This window comes from Clostridium sp. NkU-1 (assembly GCA_001312405.1).
In genome coordinates this window covers 208,795-225,801 of record BBDR01000002.1, presented here as the reverse complement: position 1 = coordinate 225,801, position 17,007 = coordinate 208,795, and the positions used below count along the sequence as shown (strand labels likewise).

The 17,007-nt window shown below is 41.5% G+C and carries 18 protein-coding genes and 5 pseudogenes; 3 read left to right on the top strand and 20 right to left on the bottom strand.

The window, feature by feature from the left end; all coding sequences use genetic code 11:
• Positions 1-136: 136 nt before the first annotated feature.
• Complete coding sequence (locus JCM10519_RS26110) at positions 137-538, bottom strand: WYL domain-containing protein (protein WP_347843047.1); 402 nt, start codon at positions 536-538, stop codon at positions 137-139.
• Positions 486-1,079, bottom strand: coding sequence for an HTH domain-containing protein (locus JCM10519_RS26105; protein WP_347843046.1), 594 nt, complete (start codon positions 1,077-1,079; stop codon positions 486-488). Before JCM10519_RS26105 ends, JCM10519_RS26110 begins: the two co-directional genes overlap by 53 nt.
• A 98-nt stretch (positions 1,080-1,177) precedes the next feature.
• Here JCM10519_RS26105 and JCM10519_RS03765 point away from each other — a divergent pair, with 98 nt between their 5' ends.
• Complete coding sequence (locus JCM10519_RS03765; protein WP_054737993.1) at positions 1,178-1,600, top strand: pyridoxamine 5'-phosphate oxidase family protein; 423 nt, start codon at positions 1,178-1,180, stop codon at positions 1,598-1,600.
• 154 nt (positions 1,601-1,754) lie between these two features.
• Here JCM10519_RS03765 and JCM10519_RS03760 read toward each other — a convergent pair.
• The 9 genes and pseudogenes from JCM10519_RS03760 to JCM10519_RS03730 form a co-directional block, all read right to left on the bottom strand.
• A pseudogene (locus JCM10519_RS03760) lies at positions 1,755-3,220 on the bottom strand (family 1 glycosylhydrolase).
• A gap of 60 nt (positions 3,221-3,280) precedes the next feature.
• Entirely contained in the window at positions 3,281-4,039 is a 759-nt protein-coding gene (locus JCM10519_RS26100) for a glucose PTS transporter subunit IIA (RefSeq protein ID WP_347843045.1), read from the bottom strand.
• On the bottom strand, positions 4,036-5,163 hold the full coding sequence (locus JCM10519_RS26095) for a PTS transporter subunit EIIC (protein WP_347843044.1): 1,128 nt from the start codon (positions 5,161-5,163) through the stop codon (positions 4,036-4,038). The genes JCM10519_RS26100 and JCM10519_RS26095 overlap by 4 nt, the downstream gene beginning before the upstream one ends.
• Before the next feature lie 133 nt (positions 5,164-5,296).
• On the bottom strand, positions 5,297-6,139 hold the full coding sequence (locus JCM10519_RS03750; RefSeq protein WP_054737992.1) for a PRD domain-containing protein: 843 nt from the start codon (positions 6,137-6,139) through the stop codon (positions 5,297-5,299).
• A 274-nt stretch (positions 6,140-6,413) separates the two neighbouring features.
• Positions 6,414-6,593, bottom strand: a complete 180-nt coding sequence (locus JCM10519_RS26090) for a hypothetical protein (protein ID WP_347843043.1) — start codon at positions 6,591-6,593, stop codon at positions 6,414-6,416.
• A gap of 46 nt (positions 6,594-6,639) precedes the next feature.
• Positions 6,640-6,888 carry a zinc ribbon domain-containing protein gene (locus JCM10519_RS03745; RefSeq protein WP_054737991.1) on the bottom strand — a complete coding sequence of 83 codons (249 nt, stop codon included), beginning with the start codon at positions 6,886-6,888 and terminating at the stop codon, positions 6,640-6,642.
• A 23-nt stretch (positions 6,889-6,911) separates the two neighbouring features.
• Positions 6,912-7,277 carry a hypothetical protein gene (locus JCM10519_RS26085; RefSeq protein WP_347843042.1) on the bottom strand — a complete coding sequence of 122 codons (366 nt, stop codon included), beginning with the start codon at positions 7,275-7,277 and terminating at the stop codon, positions 6,912-6,914.
• Between the two features lie 301 nt (positions 7,278-7,578).
• On the bottom strand, positions 7,579-7,995 hold the full coding sequence (locus JCM10519_RS03735) for an HD domain-containing protein (RefSeq protein WP_054737990.1): 417 nt from the start codon (positions 7,993-7,995) through the stop codon (positions 7,579-7,581).
• A gap of 778 nt (positions 7,996-8,773) precedes the next feature.
• A pseudogene (locus JCM10519_RS03730) lies at positions 8,774-9,690 on the bottom strand (LysR family transcriptional regulator).
• A gap of 111 nt (positions 9,691-9,801) precedes the next feature.
• Between JCM10519_RS03730 and JCM10519_RS03725 the strand changes: the two are divergent.
• Together JCM10519_RS03725 and JCM10519_RS03720 are read left to right on the top strand one after the other, a co-directional pair.
• Positions 9,802-9,957 (top strand): annotated as a pseudogene (locus JCM10519_RS03725) (DMT family transporter); the annotation flags it as partial.
• A gap of 84 nt (positions 9,958-10,041) precedes the next feature.
• Positions 10,042-10,630, top strand: a pseudogene (locus JCM10519_RS03720) (TIGR00730 family Rossman fold protein).
• Between the two features lie 103 nt (positions 10,631-10,733).
• Here JCM10519_RS03720 and JCM10519_RS26080 read toward each other — a convergent pair.
• The 9 genes and pseudogenes from JCM10519_RS26080 to JCM10519_RS26050 all read right to left on the bottom strand — a co-directional run bounded on the left by JCM10519_RS26080 (position 10,734) and on the right by JCM10519_RS26050 (position 16,983).
• Positions 10,734-10,886: an ABC transporter ATP-binding protein gene (locus JCM10519_RS26080; RefSeq protein ID WP_347843228.1), complete on the bottom strand. Its 153-nt coding sequence runs from the start codon at positions 10,884-10,886 to the stop codon at positions 10,734-10,736.
• A gap of 42 nt (positions 10,887-10,928) precedes the next feature.
• Positions 10,929-11,220 (bottom strand): annotated as a pseudogene (locus JCM10519_RS26075) (ATP-binding cassette domain-containing protein); the annotation flags it as partial.
• Between the two features lie 155 nt (positions 11,221-11,375).
• Positions 11,376-12,200 (bottom strand): ATP-binding cassette domain-containing protein, encoded by an 825-nt coding sequence (locus tag JCM10519_RS26070; protein ID WP_347843041.1) that lies wholly within the window; start codon positions 12,198-12,200, stop codon positions 11,376-11,378.
• A 641-nt stretch (positions 12,201-12,841) separates the two neighbouring features.
• The gene (locus tag JCM10519_RS03710) at positions 12,842-13,285 is read right to left on the bottom strand and encodes a hypothetical protein (RefSeq protein ID WP_347843040.1); all 444 of its coding nucleotides are present in this window, start codon (positions 13,283-13,285) and stop codon (positions 12,842-12,844) included.
• Between the two features lie 96 nt (positions 13,286-13,381).
• Positions 13,382-14,173: a DUF4886 domain-containing protein gene (locus tag JCM10519_RS03705; protein ID WP_054737987.1), complete on the bottom strand. Its 792-nt coding sequence runs from the start codon at positions 14,171-14,173 to the stop codon at positions 13,382-13,384.
• Between the two features lie 437 nt (positions 14,174-14,610).
• Positions 14,611-14,961, bottom strand: a complete 351-nt coding sequence (locus tag JCM10519_RS26065; protein WP_347843039.1) for an HAD-IA family hydrolase — start codon at positions 14,959-14,961, stop codon at positions 14,611-14,613.
• Positions 14,943-15,170 (bottom strand): HAD hydrolase-like protein, encoded by a 228-nt coding sequence (locus JCM10519_RS26060; RefSeq protein WP_347843038.1) that lies wholly within the window; start codon positions 15,168-15,170, stop codon positions 14,943-14,945. The genes JCM10519_RS26065 and JCM10519_RS26060 overlap by 19 nt, the downstream gene beginning before the upstream one ends.
• A gap of 103 nt (positions 15,171-15,273) precedes the next feature.
• A complete protein-coding gene (locus JCM10519_RS26055) occupies positions 15,274-16,695 on the bottom strand; it encodes a CBM35 domain-containing protein (RefSeq protein WP_347843037.1) in 1,422 nt (473 codons plus the stop codon).
• A complete protein-coding gene (locus tag JCM10519_RS26050; RefSeq protein WP_347843036.1) occupies positions 16,696-16,983 on the bottom strand; it encodes a DUF5110 domain-containing protein in 288 nt (95 codons plus the stop codon).
• Between the last annotated feature and the right edge of the window lie 24 nt (positions 16,984-17,007).

Genomic DNA, 17,007 nt, shown 5'->3' with positions numbered 1-17,007 from the left:
TTTGTTCATTAAGGGAATAAAAGGGCTTATTCAGGCGTCCTTTCCAGGGCAAAATAAAATAAAATGTTTAGTGCACTACCGTGTGAGAAGTATTAAAAAAGGTATCGTCCGGCTGGACCAATACCGTTTTTAACTGTCATATTGAAATGAAATGATTTTTTATTGTATCTAACCGGTCAAGAATCAGGTTTTTCAAGCTGTCCGGCCTGACAGAGAAAATCATTTCACCGTAAATAGTGAAATAATTGGCAATAAACGGTTCTTCTCCTTTGTTATAAAAACCTCTTACATAATATTTCCCGTTTTCCTGACAAAGCTCCATTGATGGATAATGCTCTTTATAGAATACATCCACGCCTTTAGCAGAAACACCCACCTCAAAGTCAATGGAATCATTTTCCCGAAACATGTCTTTCGGGGAAATAAGAAATTCAGAAAGCGGCTTTGCCATATATTTATCGCAGGACTGTACAAAATGAATTTTATCACAGCGGAATACTTGGGGCTTTTTTTGTCTGGAAATTGTACGCCGTTGCATACCACTGTCCATAGGCAGAGGTAATATCAAAGAACTGAACATAATACTGCTTCTTAAGTTCTCCCTTTGTATAGTGGACTTCACACACATTTTCATCAACTGCCATGTGCAGAATATCCTGCAGGCAGTTACATTCATTCTTGTTTTTGTAACTCCCCAGGCTAAAAATCAATTCCATTTTCCGCAGCTTTTTTATCCGTTCTTCTGATATACACCCTTCAAATTTTTGCTTTAGCTTTTGGACGTTCAAATGAAAAGGTGTGGATTGATAGGCGTTAAGCGTTTGCATGGAAAAATACAACGCGTGAACCTCGTCAATCGTAAAGACAATCGGGGATAATAATCGATTGGGGAGTATACCATAGCATCCGTTCCGTCCGGACTTGGAGTAAATCGGCATGCCGATTTCTTCTAAGGACTGAATATCCCGAAGTGCTGTACTTTTGGAGATAGAATATCTGTCCATTATGCTTTTGAGACTGAAAAACTTTTTATCATTTAAATATATCATCATATCATTGAGCCGTTCTGATTTTTTCATGGTTTTTTCCTCTTTCTGATTAAATGGTTCCACTATATGAAACCATTATGCATTATACTGCAAACATAGTAATAAATAAAGCAAAGGAGATTTTAATCATGAATACAAAACAAGAATTCACCCGATTGATCAACACACAAACTGAAATTGCTCTGGCTACTTGTACTGACGGCCAGCCCAATGTGAGGATTGTAAATTTCTGCTTTGACGAAGCCGCCAAAGTAATGCTCTTTACCACGTTTGGGGATAATGAGAAAGTAAAGGAATTGGAACACAATAATAAAGTAGCATTTACAACCATTCCCCACGCAGGCAATGAGCATATCAAGGCCAAAGGCACGGTTAAAAAAAGCAGCAGCACTGTATTTGAAGCAGCGGATCAATTCATTAAAAAAATTCCTGGCTACAAAGATATGATAGAACAAGCTGGAGATTACCTGGTTCTCTATGAAATTTCCTTTGAATCAGCCATTGTCACCTTAGATTTCGAGAACATAGAAACATACAATTTAGCTGACTGATAAGGAACATAAATACAGAAAGAATGGCGCAGCCTCCCAGCTGCGCCATTCTTTCTATCATTTATTCTATCCTGTCTTTTAAGACCTTCTTTTCAAAAGTCCTGAATAAGCCACTTTTAATATCTTAAGCATAGGCTGATACATTTCCTTTATCTTACAGCTCTTCTCCATTGGTTTCTATCACCTTTTTATACCAGTAGAAGGAATCCTTTCTGGACCGGTTTAACGTACCATTTCCCTCATCATCCTGATCCACATAGATGAAACCATACCGTTTCGTCATTTCTGATGTACCGCAGCTGATCAGATCAATGCAGCCCCACGTAGTATAACCCATTAAATCCACGCCGTCTGTTACCGCCTCCTTCATCTGCTTTATGTGCTCACGGATATAATCAATCCGGTAATCATCATGAATGCTTCCGTCTGCTTCCACCTTATCCCTGGCTCCCAGTCCATTTTCAACCAGGAAAAGAGGTTTTTTATAACGGTCATACATTTTATTCAGTGTAATGCGCAGTCCGATGGGATCAATGGGCCAGCCCCACTCCGTCAGCTTTAAATAAGGATTCTTGATCGGACTGTCCAGTTTTCCGGCCAGTTCATTTGCATCCGGCCTGTCTTCCGTAACATGGGTCATGTAATAGCTGAAGGCGATGAAATCCACCGTATAATCCCTGATGATCTGAAAATCTTCCGGTTCTGTTTCCAGTTTTATGTTCTTTTCATTGAAATACCGTAACATGTAGGAAGGATATTCTCCTCTTGCCTGTACCTCCGGATAAAAGAGGTTGATCTGGTCAGCCTTTAGTGCCTGCAGCTGGTCCTCCGGCTTGCAGGTCTTTGCATAGGACTCAATCCGGTTGATCATACAGCCGATTTTTGCATCCGGCATAATTTCCTTTCCCGCCTTCACTGCCAGAGAGCTGGCCACAAACTGGTAATGAGATGCCTGGTAAGCCGCCTCTTCCAGATGATCCACTTTGTCCGGGAAGCTTCCTGCCCCGGTGTAAAGGCTGTTTAAGTTCATATTCATTTCGTTAAATGTGATCCAGTACTTCACATCATCCTTATAACGTTTAAAGCATGCATTCGCGAACCGGACAAAGCACTGGATCAGTTCCCGCTCTGCCAGCCGTTATATTTTTCTGACAGAACTATGGGCATTTCATAATGGGACAATGTAATGAGAGGTTCAATGTTATACTTTTTCAGCTCGGCGATCACCTTATCATAAAAAGCAAATCCGGCTTCATTTGGCTCTGTTTCCAGCCCTGTTGGAAAAATCCTTGCCCAGGAAATAGAGAACCGGAACACCTTAAATCCCATTTCCGCAAACAATGCAATATCCTCCGTATAGCGATGGTAAAAATCGATTCCCCAGCGCTTTGGAAATTTATATTTTTCCTCGTGGGTCCGGTACTCTTCCAGCTCCTTTGAGGTCACATTGAAGGTAAAATTATTCACTTCTCCCGTTGCATAGGGATCTTTATAGGCAGCATAATCCGATGTGGACATTCCTTTTCCATCTTCCTGATAAGCTCCCTCGATCTGGTTGGCAGCAGTTGCCCCTCCCCATAAAAAGCCTTTTGGAAATCCGTATTTTACTTCCTGGTTCATAATTATTCTCCTTTTTTTGAATATTTTTAATAGTATAAATTGCTTGTTTTTATCGAAATATTACTGGAATACAATCAAAACTTCACTGGTTCCCGCCTGAGCCTGTTCCATCGGAAAATCCAGCACATTCACATATTCATCTGAGTTAGTAACAATCATTGAAGTGATGGGATTTAAGTAATTTTCCTTAATAAGTTCCAGATCCACCTTCATCAAAGGTTCTCCCTGATCCACCCACTGGTCTTCCTTCACCAGGATTTCAAAGCCCTTTCCCTGAAGATTCACCGTGTCAATTCCGATATGGATCACCACATTTACCCCCCGGTCGGAAATCAGGCCGATCGCATGCTTTGTAGGTGCGATCATTTTTACCTGTCCCTGAAAGGGTGCTTTCACTGTCCCTTCATCCGGTATGATCGCAATCCCTTTTCCAAGTATGCCCTCCGCAAACATCTTATCAGGAACCTGGGCAAGTCCCACTGCCTTTCCCGTCATTGGGGCGGCAACCAGTATTTTTGTGATGTGCCCTTCCTGGTTCTGGCTGACTGCTTCAGCCTCCTTCTCTTTATCCTTTGTCTTCTCTTTTTCTTCCAGGGGAAGAGCGATAGTCAGGATAAATGCAGTTAAAAATGAAGCAAGAACACCGGCACAGGCCAAGATAAAGTTATTTAATTCCCCTTCTTTTAAATAAGTAGGCAAAGCGGTAATTCCCGGAATGCTGAATGCATAGGCCTTAACCTGAAAGATGCCGTAAATGGCTCCGCCCACCGCTCCGCCTGTCAACGCGGCATAAAAGGGTTTTTTGTATTTTAAGTTCACCCCATATATGGCCGGCTCCGTAATGCCGAACAAGGCAGAAAGGCACTGGAAAATGCAATGGTTTTCATTTTCCTGTCCTTTATTTTAAAGGCCGCTCCCAGAACGGCGCCGCACTGGGCCATATTGCTTACAATACTCATGGGAAGCAGTAAAATGTCGTAGCCAACACCGCCCAGTCCATCAAAGGTGGACGGGAAAAATGCATAATGCATGCCGGTTATAACGATGACCGACATAAGCCCTCCCATCAGTAAGCCGGCCACAGGTCCCGCTACTCCAAACAGGGAAATGAAAAAGGCCGCCACATATTTGCCAACATAGCTTCCCAGAGGAGCGATGAATACAAGAACCACAGGGGCTGTTATCAGAAGGGAAACCACAGGCGTCACGATCAGCTTTAAAAAGCCGGGCACAAAACGGTCTATGAATTTGTATACAATACTTAGCAGCAATACACCCAGAATAATGGGGATCACCGTGGAATTGTAATCCATTACGGGAATATTTAAAAACAGGAATTTCACCGTACTGATCCCCTGTCCGCTTAAATTCACAAACGCGGGATACATGATGATTCCGGCAAGGGTAGCAGACAGATGTTCATTCACCCCGAATTTCTTTCCCGCTGAAAAAGCAACCAGAAAAGGCAGGAAGTAAAAGGTGGCATTGGAGATCATATCTAAAATAAAATAATTGTCTGACTCCGGATTCAGCATTTTAAGAAATATCAGCAGAGCCAGAATCCCTTTTATAATTCCGGCCCCTGTTATTGCAGGTAAAATGGGGTTGAAGATGCCCGAGATCACACCGAAAACAACGTTGATCGGATTTTCCCTTTTTTTATTCTTCCCAGGCTTTTCTTCCGAAGAAACCACAAGATCTCCCAGCTCTTTCTTTACCCCTTCAAATACTTTTAATACCTCATTTCCGATAATCACCTGAAACTGATCCCCCTGAAACTGGGCTCCTAAGACACCGGTTAAAGTCTGTATGGCCTTCACATCTGCCTTTTCCCTGTCCTTCAGATGAAAACGCAGCCTGGTAATGCAGTTCCACGCCTGGGTAATATTATCCTTTCCGCCGCAATACTGGATAATTTCCTGAGCTAATTTTAAATGTTCCATACACAAAGTCTCCTATTCATTTAATTTTTAGTGGTCAAGCGGATATTCACAATCCGTGACTCTACTTGATTCGGTCAAAATAAACCCTGGTTCGCAGACAATGCCTAATTGAATAGTAACACTCTTGTTTTAATCACTTGTTTGTGACATTTGTTATTCTTTCGATATGAAGCAGTAAATAAATGATTTCATCCTTGGAAACCTCCCAGGAATAGGCGTCAAACAGATATTTTGCAATCTTTACGGCACATTGGTAGCTTTTTTTATAACGGATTTTTACCGTTTCCAGTAAATCTTCGTCGTTTAATCCAATCGTATCCTTCATATGAGTTTTCTGACGTATAATAAAATACCGCAGATGGACAATAAACCTGGAGTAGTATAATGAATCTTCATCCAATATCAATTGAAAATGGTAGCTGACAATATCCAGGATCCGGCTTATGATCTCTGTAATCTTTAAGGTATCACTCATATCCTGACTTTCAAATTGTGCATTTACAAAATGAAGGGCAATAAAGGATGCCTCTTGTGGCGGCAGTTTTACCTGAAGACGTTCCTCAATTAAGTTCACCCCCTTTACTCCGATTTCATATTCCCTTGGATATAAGTGAGGGACTTCCCATTGCAGCGGATTATTTACATTCTGGCTTTTCTTCGCCCGCTCAATAGCAAAATACAGATGATCGGCAAGTATGATCAGGATAGAGGCATGAAGCTGCTTTTCCAATATCCTGGAGCCATATTGAATGATTTCTTCCGTGGCGGAAACAATGTCTTCCGACAGGTTCTGAACCATGGGAGCCAGACGTTTATTGCTGTCATTGATGAAAAGCTTGCTGACAGAAGATTCTGAAACCATATCTCCCTTCTTCCGGTTGAAACCGATCCCGTTTCCAAACAGCACGACTTCGTTATGATTCTCGTCGTAGGCAAGAGCAATGTTGTTATTCAGTGATTTAACAAACTCGAACATAAAACACCTCCTTTCTCGCTAAAAATTATTCTATTAAATTAGTTTCAGGCAGCAATCATTAAAAAAGGGTAAAAAAAATCACCAAATACTGATATCCCCTATTATGCGGACATTTGTATTTGATGATGCCTGATCGAGTCAGTAACACTCACTATTAACTTGTCTTCAATATAGCATTTTTCCGTCATATTGTCAAGATAATGATTCTAAAGTTTAAATAGACCTGACAAAACGTTATCTGTAAAATTATAGGACCTGCAATATTATTGCAGTTTTACCGAAATCTTCCCACTAAACAGCCCTCCTGCAAAATATGCCCCTGCATAGCAGCCAATACATCCCGCTTTCTGGATTTGCCTGGCAGGTCCAACAGACAGTCCAGCGCACATACATTAAATTGATAGAGGTGCGGCCAGTTGAAAGGCGGTTTCGGCCCGCGGTATTTCCTTTGCAAAGGCTTGAAACGATGAACTAACCTGCATTCAATTACCTCCCCCTAATTAATTACTGAAATATTCCTTCCATGCAGGAAGCTTTTTCATGCTGCTTTCGGCCATTTGGGCCGCAGCCTTTTGATCAAATCCCTGTGTCTTGATGATAAAGTTTATCATACCTGCCTTTTTTTCTTCAAACGACTGCATGGAGCCGTCAGGGCGGGCGCAGTGTACACAATAGTCTTTTGTTGTGTCACCGCAGGCAAATTCAGAAGGCTCTGCCATCGGCATACCGCAAGCAATACAAACTTTCATGTTGTATCCTCCTTTTATTTTTTTTAATCAATTCTAAAAAAAGTTTCCGTAAGTTCTGAACCATACCGCTCTAAAACCGGCGTATCCGGTGAAAACAAATCTTTGTTTAACAGATAATAATGGATCAATCCCATCCATGTATTAAACAACAGGTGAACCGGAAGGTTCTTTATTGTGTTGTTTTCGCGTTCAAATACCTTGTTAAAGTGGTAGGCAACAATGGATTGAATATTTGAATATGTTAATCTTGCATCCTCCGGCAATAAACTTCTTTCAGCGATCAGCCGGATATAAAATTTCTCATGGCAGGCTAAAATATCCAAATGTGCCTTCAACAGCTCCTCAATATTATCTTTTGTTTCCGCCAGACGGTGTATCTCCGATCCCAAAGCATCACCGAAATCCTGTATCAGACAGCAAAGCAGTTCATCCAGTGATGAGAAATGGACGAATATTGTGCCGTGAGATACGCCCGCTTCCTTTGCAATAACAGCCGTTGTAGCCGAAAAACCTTGTTCGGAATAAATCTGATATGCTGTTTCAAGTATCTTTTTTTCGCGTATTTTCTTTTTGCAGCTGCCTTTTTGATTTCAAATAATGACCTCCAACTCAATGAGCATGCACTCATTATATTTTATTTTTTTATGAAGTGTCAAGATATGATTTTTAAAGGCTCCTGCAAAATGTTTTCTAATGGCCAATCCCGAATTCTGATTTTAATTTTTCATACCTTGCTTTCTCATGTTCCTTAACATCAAAAAGAGGATTATATAAGCAATGCTGTAAAACATCAGCATCTTTTAATACTTCATCAAAGGGTGATTGTGTTATTCCCTTGCTGCTGTGGTTATATATGGCACTGCAAATAATATCAACTTCATTCTCAGTAAAAACCTCTAAATCAGTCGGAATTTCTCTCGCCATAACCGAGCCTTTATGTGAATGTTCTTTTGTATCCATAGCTCCATAGGAATAAATATCATGCAGCATACCAGCGATTGCTGCCAGTTCCGTATTTTCATTTCTTTTTAATGCTATAAGTACGCAAGCCTGTGAAACTCCATACAGGTGCAGATAGCCACATCTTCTTTCCGTGGTATCAGTCATAGTTAAAAGTACATTATCAACATATTCACGAATTTTTTTCGATTCGATTCACGCCTTCTCCTCCCTGCTCAACCATAGATAATTACAAATCAATACTTAATCCCTCACTTAATTTTAACATCAACCTATTTGATCTTTGTAGTTTTCTCTTGCAGTGATACGTAATGACAAGGATATGAAAACACCTGACAAACCTGTAACTCCACCGCAAATATATATTTGTTTTGAATATTCTACCATATTAATGATCCCGCTGTGTGAATAACCAGTTAAAAGAAATTCCTTCTTTCTTATTAAATGCCAAGGTAGAATCATCAAAGACAAAATCATCCTCTTAAAGAATATCGTATATTTTTGAATTCTTCCACCTTAACATTACAAATTAGTTATATATAATTTTAATTATATAACAAAACAATCATCAAGTATTACATTAAACCATACACACTCCCATAATAATACTTGTCTAAGTACACCATTCCGGCTTCTATGCCATAGTTTTGCATAATGTCAGAATAAAACCTCCCAGGTTGTACATTGAATATTCTGTTCCAGCTGCTCTGCAGTAGAAACTCCCCCAATAATAAAAGTAACCTCCATCTCCTGCCTCAACCAGTTAAAACCAACCTCATTCATTGGTTTTCTATATGCTTCTGCAATCTTCTTAATCTGCTCTGCGCCATTAAAATACTGTGAGAATACTTCACTTATTTACTCATTTTATGGAAGCTGCATCATAAGGTATAATCCCTGCTGCTTTCTCTTATTCCATATATCCCTATAATGCTGTCTTATCAGATGTTGACTCCATGCTGCAGAAGATTTCTATAAATGTTTGTGCTGCTGTGGATATGGGCATTCCCCTTTTTGTTGCTGCCACTAAGTGTCTTGGAGGAATCTTTTCTATTAAAGGAAGTTCAAAAAGCTGTTTACTCTGCAATTTCTTTTGCACATAATCTTTTGCCACACAGGCAATTCCCAATCCATTTACGGCAAATTCCACCATTAAGTCTAAATTACTTAATTCAATTCCCGGAACCAGCTCGGCTCCTTTCGAATGGAAATATTCCTCAATGTATTTTCTCGTACTGCCGCCTTTTTGCAGCATGATAAGGGAATATTCCTTAGCAAGCTTCCGTATGCCTATGGGCTTTTGGCAGAGACTTTCATAAGCTTTACCGGCAACAAAGCAGTCCTGCACCTGAATGTCTTTTATGACATCCATATTATTTTCGTCCAAATTGTGATGATTCAGAATGCCTATATCAATTTCCCCCATGTCCAATAATCTTGCTATTTCTTTACTGGATTCATCCTTTATATCTATTTTGATATTAGGATACCTTTGATGATATTCACTGATTGCTCCCAATAATTCGTATTTGCATACAGCACTGCAAACTGAAATCCGCAAATGCCCTGCATTCATTTGCTTTAATTCGTAAAATTTGCGTTCAGCAGTCAGCATCAGCCATATCCCTGTTCAATATACCGGAATAGGACTTCACCCTCAGCGGTTAGGGTAACCCCTCGTGCATTCCTGTAAAACAACTGTCCACCCAGCTTTTCCTCCAGCTGTTTTATGGACTGGCTGATTGCCGGCTGTGATGTGAACAGCTCAGCCGCAGTCTTTGAGAAACTCCCTGATTTTGCAGTAATGTAAAATATCCGATAAAGCTCTAAATTAATATTCATATAAAATTTTAGTATACCTCCTGCCAAAAATTATTATTTTACTTATACCATTTTCCCAATTATAATGATTTCACAGTAAATGGTCAATGGTTTTATGAGGAGGTGAAGAATATGTCATTACTGTATTATCTGCTATCATTCCTGTCGGGAATTGCGTTGACCTTACAGGCCGGTATTAATGGACAACTCCGGGAAAAAGTAGGAAGCCCCATACTTTCCTCCCTGATCAGCTTCGCCGTTGGCATGTTAAGTTTGGCAATCGTGTTTGCAAATATGTTCAGCGTTGTTTTACTGGTTTCAGGTGTTTATATCATTGAGAAATTTTAACTTATATTTAAGGAGATCTTTGCTATGAAAAGAATATGTGTATACTCCGGTTCAAATGTAGGAAACAGGCCGGAATACAGAGAAGCTGCTATTCAGCTTAGTGATGTCTTTATAAAAAAATGACTTTGAGCTTGTGTATGGCGGCTCCAAGGTTGGGCTAATGGGTGAAATTGCAAACCAAATGTTAGAAAATGGGGCAAAAGTAACTGGTGTAATGCCCAAAGGCCTCTTCCCGGAAGAAATTGTTCATAACCGGCTCAGCAGGTTGATTGAAGTGCAGGATATGCATGAACGGAAAAAAACAATGGCAGATCTGTCCGACGGTTTTATCGCTCTGCCGGGCGGAATTGGTACATTTGAAGAACTTTTTGAAGCGCTCAGCTGGGCACAGCTTGGCATCCATCAAAAGCCTATCGGTGTTCTGAATGCGGCTGGTTTTTTTGAGCCTGCCCTGTCCTTACTGCAAAACACTGTACAGGAAGGCTTTATGAACCAGTCTAATCTGAAACTTCTCCTGGTATCTGCTGATCCAAAAGAACTTGTGAATATGATGAAAAATTATGTTCCTCCTGTTCTGGATACAAAATGGCGTCAGTTAAAAATGAATATTTAATAACTTTTTTATATCAAATGTTATTAACTTCAAAACCTAATTATTTTCTGCCCTGCAGCGTTTTTTTATTGCCGCAGGGCAGATGAAATTATTCAGAATATTTTTACCGTTTCTCTATGTCAATGACCCTTTGTGCCCAGTCCTGATAAAATGCTTCTTCATGTGAAACCAGCAGAACAGTCCCCGGAAATTCCGACAAGGCTGTTTTTAAGGAGTCTTTTGCCTGAACGTCTAAGTGATTTGTCGGCTCATCCATAATCAGAAAATTGCATGGCATTAATGTCAATAGACACATTTTCACCTTTGCCTGTTCTCCGCCGCTTAATGTCCCGATTGATTGCATGGCGTGCTTGCTTGAAATACCGCATCTGGCTAAATTTTTTTCTAACGTCTTTTACTGCCAGATGGGGATAGGCATCTGAAACAATCTGAATGGGTGTTCTTGTTTCATCAGGCCATGACAAATCCTGTTCAAAATATCCAAGAGTTACTTGCTCAGAATATTTATATAAACCTTTCATGGACGGAATCTGCCCGACCAGAGTTTTTAGCAGCGTTGACTTTCCAATTCCGTTAAACCCGGTAATCACTGCCTTTTGTCCGCCTTTTATACTAAAATCAATATCAGACAGCACAGGGTAATGGTAGCCAACTGCTAAGTGCTTAACTGCTAAATGCTCTGTATTGGTCAACGGTAATTCTGGAAAATGAAAATATGGCTTTATTTCCTTCTGCTCTAAGGCTTCTATTTTTTTCCATGCGGTCGAGCTGCTTCTGGCGGCCTCTTGCCATTTTTGACTTTCGCCCGGCAATATTTTTTTCTTATAAACTCCTCTGTCTTTTTGATTTCCTTTTGCTGTGATGAATATTGCCTGATATAATCTTCCCGCAACAGAGTTTTCTTTTTCAAAAATTCCGAATAGGAGCCATAATATTTTGTAATGGTATCATTCTCTATATCACAAATACGATTTGTGATTTTATCTAAAAAGGCAAAATCATGTGACACGATCATAAAAGCATTTTCCAATCTGGATAAATAATCGGCAAGCCATGAAACGTGTTCTTTATCCAAAAAGTTTGTTGGTTCATCAAGCAAAAGAACATCTGGTTTTTCCAGAAGTAATTTTGCCAAAATTACCTTTGCACGCTGGCCGCCGCTCATTTGCTCAATCAGGCGGTCAAGACCGATAGCAAGCAATCCTAATCCGTTTGCCACCTGTTCGATATGTGTATCAATGGAATAAAAATCATGTCTTTCAAGTTCTTCCTGAAGTTTAGCTGCCCGTTCCAGGTATTTCATATCCCCCTTTGCGGCCATCTCATAGAATGCGCCCATTTCATTTTCAATCTCATATAGTCTTGAAAAGGCTGTCTTCAAAAATTCTTTCATAGTTAAGCCATGGTCTATTTCTGCATACTGATCCAGATAACCAACAGAAATATTGGACTGCCAGATAATTCGTCCAGCATCCGGCATCACCTGTTCGGTGCAAATTTTAATCAAGGTGCTTTTTCCAGTTCCGTTCTGTCCAACGATACCAATATGTTCGCCTTTGTTAAGGGTCAATTCCCCATTTTTGTAAAGCAGATTATCTCCAAAAGAATGGGATAATCCGTTAATTTCCAGTAAGCTCATGTTAATCAAAATCCTTTCTTTTATGTTGTTAAATAAGCAGCCATGTGTAAAAACGCAAAAAGGCAGAAGACAATACACACAAGTGTATTTGCCTTCTGCCTTTCAGTTCTATAAAAACTGATATTTTAAAAGCAAAAGGCTACGGACAAAACATTGTCCATAGCCTTTTTATACGCTAAATTTACACACGGAAAGAAGCAATAGCATACCAACAGTATCAGTATGAATATTGCCCTGCTTTCCGATGAAATCTTAATGCGTCATCTATACGCTATACTCTGTACAATGTTTCATCGGCATGAATTGTACAGAGTTGAGTTTCTTAACAAGTTGATTGGTCAAATAGAAGTTCATAGTATTTTCTCCTTTACTGAAACGCAATCATTATAGCACAGCATTTTGGCGCTGTCAATTTTCGGTCTGCTGCAACAGGAAAATCAAACGGATATTTGTAATGACCAATGGGGCAGACCCTATCAAAGGTACTTTTAACACAAGGCCGCTGCTCCCTGGTAATGGCTTACCTGGTCTTGCAGCGGCCTTTGAAAATGATTCCCTGTTTTTATAAATTCCTATAAAGCTGCCGCAAGTCTCATGAACAGAAATACAGCCTGTATCACTACGCACAGAACTGATACGCCCAGGCAGGACGGCAATGGGTTTCCAGGTTTCGGGGAAATCGATCTTTTAATAACAAACGCGCCTCCCAAGGTACCAACTAAGATTCCAAACAAACCGCTTAGGATCCAGCCGATTATGATAATAGCAGCTGTGAATATATAAGCCCAGCGGGGTATTTCATTAAGGGGGACGTATGGCTTCTTTGAATTTAAGTATACATCATCCACAGCCAGATCCACTTTGGAACCGATTGATGTAAGATGAAGTGTTTTTCCCTCCAGCTCGATCGGCTCATCAAATACCCTGATAAATATGCTTTTACTTTTTACAGGCGCAGAAACACCATCCACGATCTTTTTTTCCGCGAAAGGCACCGGATTTAAACATAATCTCATGCTCTTTGCCCTCAATCATTACATTCCATTTGTTTTTCATATCTATGACCTCCAAAATCTATTTAATATTTTTTTAGACCAGATCCCTGGATCCCATTACCGGATGCCGGCCGCAACCAGCTGAAGCTTTGAAGCTGTCTGCCCATCCAGATCGGCGGTGTAATCAAGTTCACTGGGAGACTGATCGTATAACACCTGATACAAAACGCATGCCGCCAGATAAGTTCCTGCCGGCGAAGGATGGTTCCCGTCTTCATCCCAGAGTTCAATTTCCGGATAATGGGACGCACAGCGCATAAATGCGATACCGGCCGGTGCCAGCAGCGCATCCAGCTCATTTGCAATGTTCATGTAATTCTGAGCCATTTGAGTCTGCATTTCTTCTCTTGTATTTTTCAATTCCAACCCTAATAAATCAAAAGAAAAACCTTCTTTATAAGCCCATGTCATAAGAAACACAGATTCTCCCTTTGCTTCCCGGATCATACTGTCAAGCGTTCTTGCGGCAGGATACATGTTCTCTTCTGCCTGTATTGTGGAAACACCGCTTTGTTCCTGCAAAATTACGTAATCCCAATCATAATTCTTCAGTGCATCACACGCCTGTGCCCCAACTTCATCCGTTTCATCCGCAAAATATTCAAGACGGTATGAACCTTCCGTCAATTCGTATACCTCCGGTTCGAACCCTCCGCTCTGGCTTAAATTCAAAAATACCGTTGGAAGATCATTAAAATAGGTCATGCTGTTTCCCAGAAACAGAATGGCCGGGTCAGTTTTTACCTGTGCCGGTTTTCTTAAATTCAGCTCCTGGTCAAAATCCATCACCTGGATCTTTTCACCCTTTAATGCGCTGGAGAGTAAAAAAATACCCGGCCAAAAAAACAATAATCAAAACTGCTAAAATTCCAATTACTATCTTTACTAATCTTGATCGCTTCATACTCCTACCTTTCCCTTTGTTATTCATGACATATATCGGTCAAAGTTGGTAATAAAATAGGTTTTATTATACTATTTTTTTAAATTTCAGTAACTGTATACAAAATTCAACCTTATTTTTGTGCTTTATGGTAAAATTTGGATAACCTATAATTTCAATCTGTATAGTGCCCAATGGAAAGGCGGCTAGAGTCAAAAGCATACCAAAACAAAATAATGTGGCAAAATTGTGGTCTAAAAAAAAGAGACCTGACATTTTTCAGATCTCTTTCACTGGTATTGCCTTTCCTTCATTTACACCACTTTCAACGCAAGTTCTGACAGCTTGCTAAAATTCCAATCCCCGCACCCTGTCTCCGCCGCATATCCCACGGCCGCCGTCTTCATGCCGCAGGCGAGAGCCGCTTCAATTCCGCCTTCGAATCTTCCACCACGATACAGTTCTCCGGCAGGACTCCCAGACGCTTTGCCGCCAATTCAAACACTTCCGGGTCCGGCTTGGAGCGTTTGATATCATTGCCATCCACAATCGTATCAAAAAAGGCACCGTAGCCGATCCGGTTCAGAATAAAACGTGCATTTTTACTGGAAGAACCAATGGCTAACAATAATCCCTGCTTACGGAGACAAGACAGGGCATTTACCGTGTCCTCTGTGATGGAATCGGGACTTAAATTTTCCAGATACTCTTTATAGTAGCCGTTTTTCTTATCCGTCAGCTGTAATTTATCCATTTCGGGCACATGGCGGCCTGGCGGGATAATATAATGTTTAAGCTTTCCAAGCGGCTGACCCCCCGCAGGGCGGAATTTATATTTCTGTCAAAATACAGCCCTGTTTCGTCAGCCAAACGTTTCCAGGCAAGGTAGTGGTATTCATCCGTGGAAACAATTACGCCGTCCAGATCAAAGATAACAGCTTTTATCAAATTCAAATTCTCCATTTCACCCTCCAAAATGTTCTTTCATCCACTCATGGTCAAAATGCCAGCGGCACATCGGAAGTCTTTTCACAAGACCTTCCTCATGTGCCGCTGCTGATAATTGTTAATTTTTATACAATCTCACATCGTCAATGTGTACCGTGGTTCCGCCGCTGGAAGAACAATAAAATCCAATGTCAATGGTACCGTTTGTAACCTGAACATTGCTGGCCTCTATTTTGTGCCACCCGCTTCCAGACTTTGGCATATCCACGTAAACCTCATTGCCCCCGTAGTTTGTGATCTCCATGCGTCCCACGCCCGGAGAGGTATTTACCACCTTTACAAAGGCTTCCACCCGATAGCTTCCGTTTTCCACCTTAAGCCCCTGATGAATGCTTTGCTCATAAGCGGATGCATTGTAAAAATACGCCCGTTTTTCGCCTTCCACCGGAGATTCCGGCGGATTCGTGCCGGATCCGGAATCAATGCCATAAGCCAGGGCCTGGCCGCTGGGATGCCACTCCGTCCAGTTGGAAGTAAAGGAAGTGGGCCGCTCGAAACCGCCATTGTCCAAAAGATTTTCCGGATAAGCACCGGAAGCGGCGGCGGCCAGTGTCAATTTGTCAAGGTTGATGTTGCCGGAATTGCCTGCGTCATAACGAAGAGAAATTCGGTTTCTTCCCTGTGAAAGCTCCAGGTTTGTGCTTACGGTCTGCCAGTTGTTCCAGTTTCCGTCTGCACCGGCAAATTGCAGGTTGCCCGCTGGGTTTCCATTTACATATAAGTTTAAATCCTTCGTGCTTTGGTTCCCGTTGCTGTAACGGAAATCTGCCTTATAGGTTCCGCCTTGCTCCAAATCGACCTCAAAGGCCACTTCCGCATTCTGGGAAACCATGGAATCCACAAAACCGCTGCCGCTGTAGAACCAATGATCCTGGTTTGTCTTTGCAGTCCCGTAAAGAGGGGAATTCTCCGCTTCTATTACCATTCGTTCCGGCTCAAAGGGAACCGCCAGATAGTCGATATTTACAAAGCCTGTATCCCCTGAGTCAGGATCGTATTTGAAGGTAATGCTGTTGCTGCCCGCGGTGAGGGGCAGGAGTATTTTCACATCTCCCCAGGAATCCCAGCTTCCGGTGGAATCGATGTCCGCCTGGCCGCAGTATGTGCCGTTGACGTATGCGGATAAGGTTTTTGCGGTCTTTGCGCCGTTGGAACAGCGCAGGGTCACCTCATAATCCCCCGGATTTGCGGCTTTTGCATAAAAGGTCACTGCTGCCTGGGACCTTTCCATACCGTTTACAAAACCAGTACCGGAAAATCCTGTATGATCCTTGCCCACCTTCGGCTGGTCAGCCACTGTTTTACCGGAAAGGGAAGCATATTCCGCCTCGTATTTCTGATCGGACAGTGTGACTGACGTGTTGCCGGATAAAACCAGTGTGTCCGCATTTGACATGCCCGCCTGGGTTTTTATATAAGTAACTTCCCCGTAAATGTCCTTAGATTTTGCAAATCCTCCGCCGTTTGCGGCAATAAGCATTTAAGTCAGCGTATTCCTGTAACTGGGAGGCATTTTTCGCCACCTGTCCGGCGGCGTTGCATGAACAGCCAGATAGTAGTAATCCACACCGTTTGTATAGCTTCCTGATTTGGCTGATATTCCGATCTGAATCTGGCCGGAATTTTCCTGGCCGGATATGGTCTGAGAGAAATACTTCCCATTTTCGTAGCCATAGGTAAGGCCATCGTCGTCATAATACCGGAACTCCGTCTTCTGGGCTGAAGGGAATATGTCTACAAAAACCCGTTCCGTTTTCTTCTGTCCCACATAGTCCTCAACATCCTGTGAAGG